General features: G+C 66.1%; 10 protein-coding genes and 1 pseudogene. 5 read left to right on the top strand and 6 right to left on the bottom strand.

Annotated features, from left to right (window positions below; genetic code table 11):
• Positions 1–466 precede the first annotated feature (466 nt).
• The 4 genes from pdxS (at position 467) to BST27_RS28920 (ending at position 3,651) form a co-directional block, all read left to right on the top strand.
• The gene (gene pdxS, locus BST27_RS28935; RefSeq protein WP_069422524.1) at positions 467–1,384 is read left to right on the top strand and encodes a pyridoxal 5'-phosphate synthase lyase subunit PdxS; all 918 of its coding nucleotides are present in this window, start codon (positions 467–469) and stop codon (positions 1,382–1,384) included.
• Between the two features lie 9 nt (positions 1,385–1,393).
• Positions 1,394–2,230, top strand: a complete 837-nt coding sequence (gene tesB, locus BST27_RS28930; protein WP_069422523.1) for an acyl-CoA thioesterase II — start codon at positions 1,394–1,396, stop codon at positions 2,228–2,230.
• Positions 2,227–2,823, top strand: coding sequence for a pyridoxal 5'-phosphate synthase glutaminase subunit PdxT (gene pdxT, locus BST27_RS28925; RefSeq protein ID WP_069422522.1), 597 nt, complete (start codon positions 2,227–2,229; stop codon positions 2,821–2,823). Before tesB ends, pdxT begins: the two co-directional genes overlap by 4 nt.
• A 72-nt stretch (positions 2,824–2,895) precedes the next feature.
• Positions 2,896–3,651 (top strand): YebC/PmpR family DNA-binding transcriptional regulator, encoded by a 756-nt coding sequence (locus tag BST27_RS28920; RefSeq protein WP_069422521.1) that lies wholly within the window; start codon positions 2,896–2,898, stop codon positions 3,649–3,651.
• On the opposite strand, the gene BST27_RS28915 is transcribed toward BST27_RS28920, so the two are convergent.
• The 6 genes from BST27_RS28915 to BST27_RS28890 all read right to left on the bottom strand — a co-directional run bounded on the left by BST27_RS28915 (position 3,648) and on the right by BST27_RS28890 (position 8,749).
• Positions 3,648–4,970: an Rv1453 family transcriptional regulator gene (locus BST27_RS28915; protein ID WP_079220247.1), complete on the bottom strand. Its 1,323-nt coding sequence runs from the start codon at positions 4,968–4,970 to the stop codon at positions 3,648–3,650. The two genes, BST27_RS28920 and BST27_RS28915, sit on opposite strands and share 4 nt — an antisense overlap.
• A 181-nt stretch (positions 4,971–5,151) precedes the next feature.
• Positions 5,152–6,705 carry a polyamine aminopropyltransferase gene (locus tag BST27_RS28910; RefSeq protein WP_069422520.1) on the bottom strand — a complete coding sequence of 518 codons (1,554 nt, stop codon included), beginning with the start codon at positions 6,703–6,705 and terminating at the stop codon, positions 5,152–5,154.
• Complete coding sequence (locus BST27_RS28905) at positions 6,702–7,172, bottom strand: DUF350 domain-containing protein (RefSeq protein WP_069422519.1); 471 nt, start codon at positions 7,170–7,172, stop codon at positions 6,702–6,704. Before BST27_RS28905 ends, BST27_RS28910 begins: the two co-directional genes overlap by 4 nt.
• A gap of 24 nt (positions 7,173–7,196) precedes the next feature.
• Positions 7,197–7,628, bottom strand: coding sequence for a DUF4247 domain-containing protein (locus tag BST27_RS28900; protein ID WP_069422518.1), 432 nt, complete (start codon positions 7,626–7,628; stop codon positions 7,197–7,199).
• On the bottom strand, positions 7,625–8,128 hold the full coding sequence (locus tag BST27_RS28895; protein WP_069422517.1) for a DUF2617 family protein: 504 nt from the start codon (positions 8,126–8,128) through the stop codon (positions 7,625–7,627). Before BST27_RS28895 ends, BST27_RS28900 begins: the two co-directional genes overlap by 4 nt.
• A 12-nt stretch (positions 8,129–8,140) precedes the next feature.
• Positions 8,141–8,749, bottom strand: a complete 609-nt coding sequence (locus BST27_RS28890; protein ID WP_069422516.1) for a DUF4178 domain-containing protein — start codon at positions 8,747–8,749, stop codon at positions 8,141–8,143.
• Between the two features lie 258 nt (positions 8,750–9,007).
• Here BST27_RS28890 and BST27_RS28885 point away from each other — a divergent pair.
• Positions 9,008–9,208 (top strand): annotated as a pseudogene (locus BST27_RS28885) (PE family protein); the annotation flags it as partial.
• Positions 9,209–9,329: the final 121 nt, after the last annotated feature.

The following is a 9,329-nucleotide window of genomic DNA, read 5'->3' as shown; positions in this document are numbered from 1 at the left end:
GGTGACCTCGGCGGTCGTGGTCGCCAACGCCTCCTGACGCACCAAATTCTCATCCAGCCACGCCAACGCCTCCTCGGGTACCACCCGCTCCGTCAACGGCGCGGGCCCGGCATCGAACATCGACAACTGGGAGTCGAACATATTTTCGATTGTAATGAGCTCTACTGACATTGACGCTGATAGCGCGGCCTGGTTGATGATGCAGCCGGCCTACCCGCACATTTGCGATGAGTGACCCGCAGCAGAAACCAGGCGCCAAGGTCCGCCGCCCAGCTCGTCGCAGTGACCACAAGCAGGGCCGCCCCCACCGGGGCAAGACCCAAGTCAACAAGCGCGCGCTTACGTGAGGCACCGAACACCCTTACGCGCGCGTCTGGTGCGGCGACAGGGTGACATGCCGCGGTGGAGAACTGGTTTGCCGTCCACCCTTAGACTGGTGCTCGCATCGAGAGAGTCAAGGAGCGTAGTGGACACCCAGCAGAACGGCGCCCAGCCGACCTCCGGCCAGACCGGGACCGCGCGCGTCAAACGTGGCATGGCCGAGATGCTCAAGGGCGGCGTCATCATGGACGTCGTCACCCCTGAGCAGGCCTGCATCGCCGAAGGCGCCGGCGCCGTCGCGGTGATGGCGCTGGAACGGGTGCCCGCCGACATTCGAGCCCAGGGCGGCGTGTCGCGGATGAGCGATCCCGACATGATCGAGGGGATCATTTCCGCGGTCACCATCCCGGTGATGGCCAAGGCGCGGATCGGCCACTTTGTCGAGGCACAGATCTTGCAGAGCCTCGGGGTGGACTACATCGACGAATCCGAGGTCCTTACTCCCGCCGACTACACCCACCACATCGACAAGTGGAAGTTCACGGTGCCCTTCGTGTGCGGGGCCACCAACCTCGGTGAGGCATTGCGTCGCATCAGCGAGGGCGCGGCGATGATCCGGTCGAAGGGCGAGGCAGGCACCGGTGACGTCTCCAACGCAACCACCCACATGCGCGCCATCAGCGGCGAGATCCGCCGGCTGACATCGCTGTCCGAAGACGAATTGTTCGTTGCGGCAAAGGAATTGCAGGCGCCCTACGATCTGGTCGTCGAGGTGGCGCGCGCGGGCAAGCTGCCGGTCACCCTCTTCACCGCTGGGGGCATCGCCACTCCCGCGGATGCAGCGATGATGATGCAGCTCGGCGCAGAGGGCGTCTTCGTCGGCTCGGGCATCTTCAAGTCGGGGGACCCCGCGCAACGCGCAGCCGCGATCGTCAAGGCCACCACGTTCTACGACGACCCAGATGTGCTGGCCAAGGTGTCGAGAGGACTGGGCGAGGCGATGGTCGGCATCAACGTGGAAGAGATCGCCGAGCCCCATCGCCTGGCCCAACGCGGCTGGTAAGAACAGTCTGTGGCGATCGAGCAGATCCTCGACCTCGAACAACTCGAGGTCAACATCTACCGCGGCAGCGTGTTCAGCCCGGAGTCCGGCTTCCTTCAGCGCACATTCGGTGGACACGTCGCGGGACAGTCGCTCGTTTCGGCCGTTCGTACCGTGGAGCCGCGCTATCAGGTCCACTCGCTGCACGGTTATTTCCTGCGCCCGGGAGATGCCACGGCGCCCACGGTCTACACCGTCGAGCGCACCCGCGACGGCGGATCGTTCGCTACCAGGCGCGTCAACGCCATCCAGCACGGCGAAATCATCTTCAGCATGGGTGCGTCCTTTCAGACCCCGCAGGAGGGGATCAGCCATCAGGACGCCATGCCCGCGGCCCCGCCGCCGGAGGGTTTGCCCGGGTTGAGCTCGATAAAGGTCTTCGACGACGCCGGGTTCAAGCAGTTCGAGGAGTGGGACGTCTGCATCGTGCCGCAGGAGCAGCTCGAGTTGCTGCCTGGCAAGGCCTCCCAGCAACAGGTGTGGTTTCGCCACCGTGACCCGCTGCCCGACGACCCGGTCCTGCACATCTGCGCCCTGGCCTACATGAGTGACCTCACGCTGCTGGGTTCGGCGCAGGTGAACCACCTCGACGTCCGGGAGCACCTGCAGGTGGCTTCGCTGGACCACGCGATGTGGTTCATGCGCGCGTTCCGGGCCGACCAATGGCTGCTCTACGATCAGTCCTCGCCGTCGGCCAGCGGGGGTCGTGCGCTATGCCAGGGCAAGATCTTCGATCAAAGCGGTGCGATGGTGGCCGCGGTGATGCAGGAGGGGTTAACCCGCTTCAAGCGCGGATTCCAGCCGTGAACCGACCGACCGTCGGTGTTCTCGCCCTGCAGGGCGACACCAGGGAGCATCTGATCGCGCTGCGCGAGTGCGGAGCCGACCCGATCACGGTGCGGCGGCGAAGCGAACTGGACGCGGTCGAGGCTTTGGTGCTTCCCGGTGGGGAGTCGACCACGATGAGCCACCTGTTGCTCGAGCTGGACCTGCTGGAGCCACTGCGGGCGCGGTTGGCCGACGGCCTTCCGGCGTACGGCTCCTGTGCCGGCATGATCATGCTGGCCAGCGAGATTGTGGATGCCGGGGCGGGCGGGCGCGAGGCGTTGCCCCTGCGTGGTATCGACATGACCGTGCGGCGCAACGCGTTTGGTCGCCAGGTCGACTCGTTCGAAGGCGACCTCGCGTTTGCCGGTCTTGATGAACCCGTGCGGGCGGTATTCATCAGGGCGCCGTGGGTCGAGCGCGTGGGCGACGGGGTGCAGGTTTTGGCGCGGGCGGCGGGGCACGCGGTCGCGGTGCGTCAGGGGTCGGTGCTGGCGACGGCGTTTCACCCGGAGATGACAGGGGACCGCCGCATCCACCAACTCTTTGTCGACATCGTCACCGGCCGAGCGTGACGCTCGGGGCAACTGGGCGGCCACGTAGAATCGTCAGGCGAACTTTTTGATGCGAAAGAGGTACAACCAGCGATGAGCGGCCATTCCAAGTGGGCCACCACCAAACACAAGAAGGCCGTTATCGACGCGCGCCGCGGGAAGAACTTCGCCCGGCTGATCAAGAACATCGAGGTCGCGGCCCGAGTCGGTGGCGGTGATCCGGCAGGCAATCCGACGCTTTACGACGCCATCCAGAAGGCAAAAAAGAACTCGGTCCCCAACGACAACATCGAGCGGGCCCGCAAACGTGGCGCCGGCGAGGAGGCCGGCGGCGCCGACTACCAAACCATCACCTACGAGGGGTATGCACCCAACGGCGTAGCGGTGCTGATCGAGTGCTTGACCGACAACCGCAACCGCGCCGCCAGTGAGGTGCGTGTGGCGATGACGCGCAACGGCGGCACGATGGCGGATCCGGGGTCAGTGTCGTATCTGTTCTCCCGCAAGGGCACTGTCACTTTGGAGAAGAACGGCTTGACCGAAGACGACGTGCTGGCGGCGGTGCTGGACGCCGGCGCCGAGGAGGTCAATGACCTCGGCGACAGCTTTGAGGTGATCTCCGAGCCGACCGACCTGGTCGCGGTGCGCACGGCGTTGCAGGAGGCCGGCATCGACTACGAATCGGCGGAGGCCAGTTTCCAGCCGTCGGTCAGCGTGCCCGTCGACGTAGAGGGCGCCCGCAAGGTTTTCAAGCTCGTCGACGCGTTGGAGGACACCGACGACGTGCAAAACGTCTGGACCAACGTCGACCTCTCCGACGACGTGCTGGCGGCCCTCGAAGAGGACTAACCGCGGCTTTGCTGCCCTGAGGCTGCCACGCGGCCACCGTTGGACATCGCCTTGTGTGCCGGCGTCGAACGGCTGCCTTGCTCACCGCGCCACCGCAGCGCCTGGATGGCCACCGCGACCTCGACAGTTGTCTCGTTAAGCGGTCGCGGCAGCAGCCGCTGAGCGGAGTCCAGCCGGTGCAACAGCGTATTGCGGTGCGCGTGAAGGAGTTTCGCGGCACGCGAGGCATTGCACCCGGCATTGATGTACGTCAGCACGGTCGTGTGCAGGATTGGGTTGGCCTTTTCGAAGTCCCCGAGGGTCGCCTTGATGAAGTCGTCGGCGCCGTCGGTGTTTTCGGTGAGCAGGGCAATCATCTGGACTTCGGCGAAGAACGCGACCCGATGGGGTGAGCGCAGTCGGGCCAGCATGCGCTGCGTGGCGAGGGCTTCCATGTGACTGCGGCGAAATCCTTCGATCCCCGCTGCGGAGGTCCCGATTGCGAGTTGTGATCCCGGTGCCCCGTCGAGGATGTCGTGAAGCTGCTCGACGTCCAGGTCGTTGCTGTCCACGGCGTCGTTGACCCATACCCAGCGAGTCGCGGCCCCGGCGCTGATGTTCAGCGGTCGCCGGCCACCGGCGACCCGGCCGAAGGCCTCCGCGGCTGCTGCGAGTGCATTGGGGTCATTGGCGGGGTCGCGACACCAGATGACGGCGGCGGTGTGCGACCGGTCGAAGGAGTAGTCGAGTTGCGTTTGGGCGCGATCCTGGTCGATGGGCGCCTCATCGAGGATTTGCGCAACGATCTGGCTGCGCTCGGCATGGATGTCTCGGGCAAGTTCGGCGTACTGCGCGTGCATCTGGTCGGCGATGCCGGCCAGCGTTGCATCGACGAATTCGTTGGCGCGCCGGAACGGGATGTCCAGCAACCCTTGGAGCTCTTCGGGTTGGGACGTGAGCTGAAACGCAATCTCCGTCCAGCGCCGCCAGGCCAAGTTGTGTCCGATGCGGTAGACCTCCAATGCCGAGGCGTCCATTCCGCGCCGAACCAGGTCTCGCGCCATGCTCAGCGTTTCTGGGCTGAGATTGGCCGGCACCGGCGCATCCGGGTCGCGCAGGATGGCTGAGGCGAAGTGCGCCAGATTGCTGCGATTCGCGCGGGTGACCACCTTGGCCAGAACAGGGTCCCGGGCCAGTTCGGGGCAGGCGCGCAGGGTGATGCGATCGAATTCCTCGATCCATTCCGGGGGAGGATGGAGGGCCATCCGCGCCGCACTGCGGATCAGCTCAGGTACGCGTGGCGAAGTGGGTCGCCGGGACACGTGAGGATCGTCGGGCATTCACCAACTTTCACTGCATCTCGCTGCACTGATTAGGGCGATGTGCCCACCGATCGCAAGGATCGAGTCAGTGGAGGTGTGCAAGTCGCCCAATGGCGCCGGCGGTGCGGGTCCTGACGGCGCCTGGGGGCACGGGCTTCGACGGCGGCAAGGTGCCCTAAGTCCGCCAGAGTCGCCGCCGCTAGTCATAACCGTGGCGCATGTCCTCGACGATGCGGGGGTTGTCCAGGGTTGACGGCTCCACCGGGCGGGGGCGCACGTCGTCCGCGAAAACCGTCGCGGCGTCCAGCACCCGCTGGTCCAGGAACCGCAACGGAGGAGCGTCGGCCGGCACGGTCGGTTTCGGCGCAACGTCGCCGCGTCGCGCCAGCACGAAACCCCAGTCGCCGAACGTCGGCACGTGCACGTGGTACGGCGTGACCGCGTATCCGGCCGAACGGATTGTCGACACGGCGCGCCAAAACGCCGCCCGTGTCGAAAACGGGCTGCCCGCCTGAACCACCATCAGGCCGCCCGGAGCCAAAGCACGAGCCACCAAGGCGTAGAACTCCGTGGAATACAACCGCCCCAGCACGGGGGTGTCGGGATCGGGTAGGTCGACAATCACCGCATCGAAACCGCTGGGCGGAATGTCCGCGCGGCGCAGCCAGTCCATCGCATCGCCGATCACCACGTTGACGTGCGGGTTGTCCAGCGAACCGCCGTTGGCCTCGCGCATGGTGGTGCGCGCCAGCTCGATGACAGCCGGATCGAGCTCCACCTGTTGGACACTTTCGACACCCGGCTGGCGCAACAGTTCCCGCGCCGCCAGACCGTCGCCGCCACCGAGCACCAGCACCGAGCGCGCGCCGTCCCCGAGCGCGGGATAGACCAGGCTTTCGGTGTAGCGGTACTCGTCTCGGGTGGAGAACTGCAGGCCGCCGTCCAGATAGAGCCGCAGGTCATTACCCCGCCGGGTCACCACGATCTCCTGGTAGGCCGAGTGCCGGTAGGCGATGATGGGGTCCGTGTAGAGCCGTTGCCTGCTGGTGGTCTCGATGTCCTGGGCCCGCACCAGCAACGTGACCAACAGCGCCAGTGCCGCGGTCAACGCGCACAACGCCGCCGCCAATTGCCGGCCGGATACGGTGTGGCGCAGCAGGAAGACCGCAACCACCGCCGCGGCCACCAGGTTGACCATTCCGGTGGCCGCCGAGCCGCGGATCATGCCCAGCTGTGGCAGCAGGATGAACGGCCAGACCAGGCCACCGACCAGCGCGCCGAGGTAGTCGGCCGCGTTGAGGTTGGCCAGCGTCCGGCCGGTGTCGGTGGGCCCGGCTACTTGGCCGCGCTGCAGCAACGTCATCAACAGCGGCACCTCGGCCCCGACCAAACCACCGATCAGCGCCGTGCCCAGGCCCAACACCCACGTCGACCCGTCGACAAACGCAAACGCCACATAAAGCGCCGCCGCGGACAATCCGCCGATGATGCCCAGCAGCGTCTCCACGGCGATGAAGGTGACGGCGGCGTGCGCCAGCAGCGGCTTGACCAACAGGGCGCCCAAGCCCAGAGCGGCGATGTAGCCCGCGACGATCAGCGAGGTGGCAACGATGCCGCCACCGTTGAGGCTCGTCGACAACGTCAGCAGTGCGAGCTCGTAGACGATGCCGCACGCTGCGCACGCAGCGACGGCGGCAAGCAGCACGGCGCGCCAGCGGGTGGTGGCCCGTGGCTCCGCGAGCGCGGTGGTCATGACAGCGAGGCAGCCGTCACCGCGCCGATGGCCAGCAACATCGCGGCCGTGGCGAAGGCCGCCGGGTGCAGCTCCGGATCTTCGACATGGGCGTAGAGGTTGCCCGGCACGACGACGCGCAGGATAAGCAGCGCCAGCCCCTGCAGGAGGATGCCGATCGTCCCGTAGACAGCCACGCCCAGCAGGCCCTCGCCCAACTGACTAGAGCTGGTGTAGATGGCGACGACGATGATCGTGGCCAGGGCCGCATACAGTGCCGACGCCAGGACGACGGCGTTGGGCCGGCGTTCGAGAAACACCAGGTGCCGCAGATTCCCGGGCGTGAGCAGATCGACCATGACGAATCCGCCGATCAACACCGTCACGCCGACCAGGAAGTAGAGCACCGACGCCACCACGCCATGCAGGATCGGGGCGAAGGTTACGGTGCCGAAATCGACCGCCGCCGCCGACCGGGACTGATCCATGGACGTGTCTCCTTTGCGTGTGCGCTATTTAGTGCCGCCCGGTCCTCCGGGGCTGCCGCCCGAGCCGCCCGACGGCGACCCGGGAGTGAATCCGGGACCCAGGAAGATGAACGATCCGTGGTTGTAACCAGCACTGAGCGGTTCGACGCGGATGCTGCACGGATAACCGCCGTCGGGACCGACGATGACGATGACGCGGTTGTACCGCAGGTAGTGGTTGGCGCCGCTGGAAGCGCGCGCCGCGGGGGATTTGTAGTGCGCCAGGGTGTCGGCCACCTGCTTGGGGGATCCGGAGCAGACGTAGCGCTTTCCGTTCACGTCGTGCGAGTACTCGTGATAGTGGCTGGCGACGTAGGACTCGATATTGCGACTGAGCAGGACCACTCCGAAGATCAGCGAGACGAGGCCACAGGCGGCGAGCCCGGCGGCGATGAGCAACAGGCGGTTGCGGCTCATGGCTGCCAGTGACTCGCGGTGCGGACCACGGTGCCACCGGCACCGGACGGGTACAGGTGCCAGGTTCGCCAACGCCAGCCGGGGCCGTCGGCCACGGCGGCCAGCGCGGTGAGCGCGGCATCATCGCCGGGAAACACGCCCCCGAGCCAGCCAGGTTCGGTCGCGCATCGATGGCGTAAGTCCTGCGCGAGCCGGCGGAACTGCGTCTCCTCGTACGTATCGGTGCGCGATTCCAGCCGATAACCAGGCGCATCGGTGCGTTCGGGCAGCGTCGCTGCACCGCTGCGGACCTGACACGAGACCTGCTCGGAAAACGTCTCGGTGCCGTGCGCGACGGTGATCACGTGCGACGCGCCCAAGACGCCGAGCACCAGGGTTCCACCGTCGGGGTGCGTCAGCCGGTAGCTGGCAAGTGGTGGCGGCGCAGCGTCGTTCAGGGCAAGGGCCAGACGAGCGCCTGATACGTCAGCCGGAGCGACGGCGAGCTGGTGAAGAGGCACCGGTAGCGGGTCCTAGCGAGACGGCGGAGGCGCGGGGTAGACGATGAGTTCGCCGCTCAGCACCGGCTTGCCGGTCGATATCTCCCAGGGCATGTTCGGTGCCCAGCGCTCGAACGAGAGTAGCGCGCTCTCATCGTCGTTGGCGTAGTCGACGTAGTCCATCTCACCGCCGGGGGGCAGGCCCGTCGTGCCTTCGGTGGTGTAACCGGCATGGCCGCGCTCGTTCAGCCGAAACTGCACCCCGTCGACAACGTGCTGACCGTTCGGTTGCAGATGGAGATCGGTGCGTTTGACCCACATCGCCAGCTCGAGTCGTCCCTCGTCCTCTTCGACGCTGAACCACAACGGCTCGGCACCGCCTTCCAGCAAGTGTTCCCACCAGACAAACGGGCCCTGGCGAAACGTCACCGAGCCGCGCACCAAGTAGTCCACCCCGCCGTAGCTGACGACGGCGCCGGGGCCGAGCTGACGGGGGCCGAATTGCGGTTGTGCATCGAACGAAAGCGGGTCCTGGCGTCCGGTGGGCTGGCCCGAATTCTTGGGCTTCTTCAGTGCGTAGACAAGGACGATAAGAGACGCGATGAACAGCACCAACGCGAGTACGACCAGCTGTCCGCCCACGCCGTCCCCTTCCTCTTGTGCGGCTTAAACCTAACAGCCGCACACGGCGGAAGGAGGCACCCGGGAAGCAGCAGCGAGAGGACCGACCGGGGAAAGTTGCGCTGAGTGCAACCTTTGAAAAATTGGTCTACATATCGAGTTACACCTATATCAAATGCCGTTGGTTGGTTAGTCTGACGACTTGGAACCACGAGGATTCGGGTCAAACGTGGTCCACCCTCAGTTCCCTGGCATGTCAACTGATTGGTAGGGACTTCGATGTCATTCGTCGGTGTGGTTCCCGAAGCTGTCGCGGCTGCTGCAGCGAATCTGGCCGGAGTGGGTTCGGCACTGAGCGCTGCGAATGCGGCCGCGGTGGTGCCGACCACGCAGGTTTTGGTCGCGGCCGGGGATGAAGTGTCTGCCGCTGTCGCGGCGTTGTTCGCCGATCACGCGCAGGACTACCAGGCGCTGAGTGCGCAGGTGGCGGGGTACCACGCGCGGTTTGTGCAGGCGCTGACGGGCGCGGACGTCGACTTCGGCGGTGACGATCCGTCGGTCCAGGTTCTTGACGAGATCGGCCGTCTCGGCCAGGTCCTCG

Origin of the sequence: Mycobacterium intermedium, from assembly GCF_002086275.1 — a bacterium.
GTDB classification, from domain to species: domain Bacteria; phylum Actinomycetota; class Actinomycetes; order Mycobacteriales; family Mycobacteriaceae; genus Mycobacterium; species Mycobacterium intermedium.
Note: the sequence above shows the minus strand (reverse complement) of the source record. Positions and strands in the feature narration are given on the sequence as shown.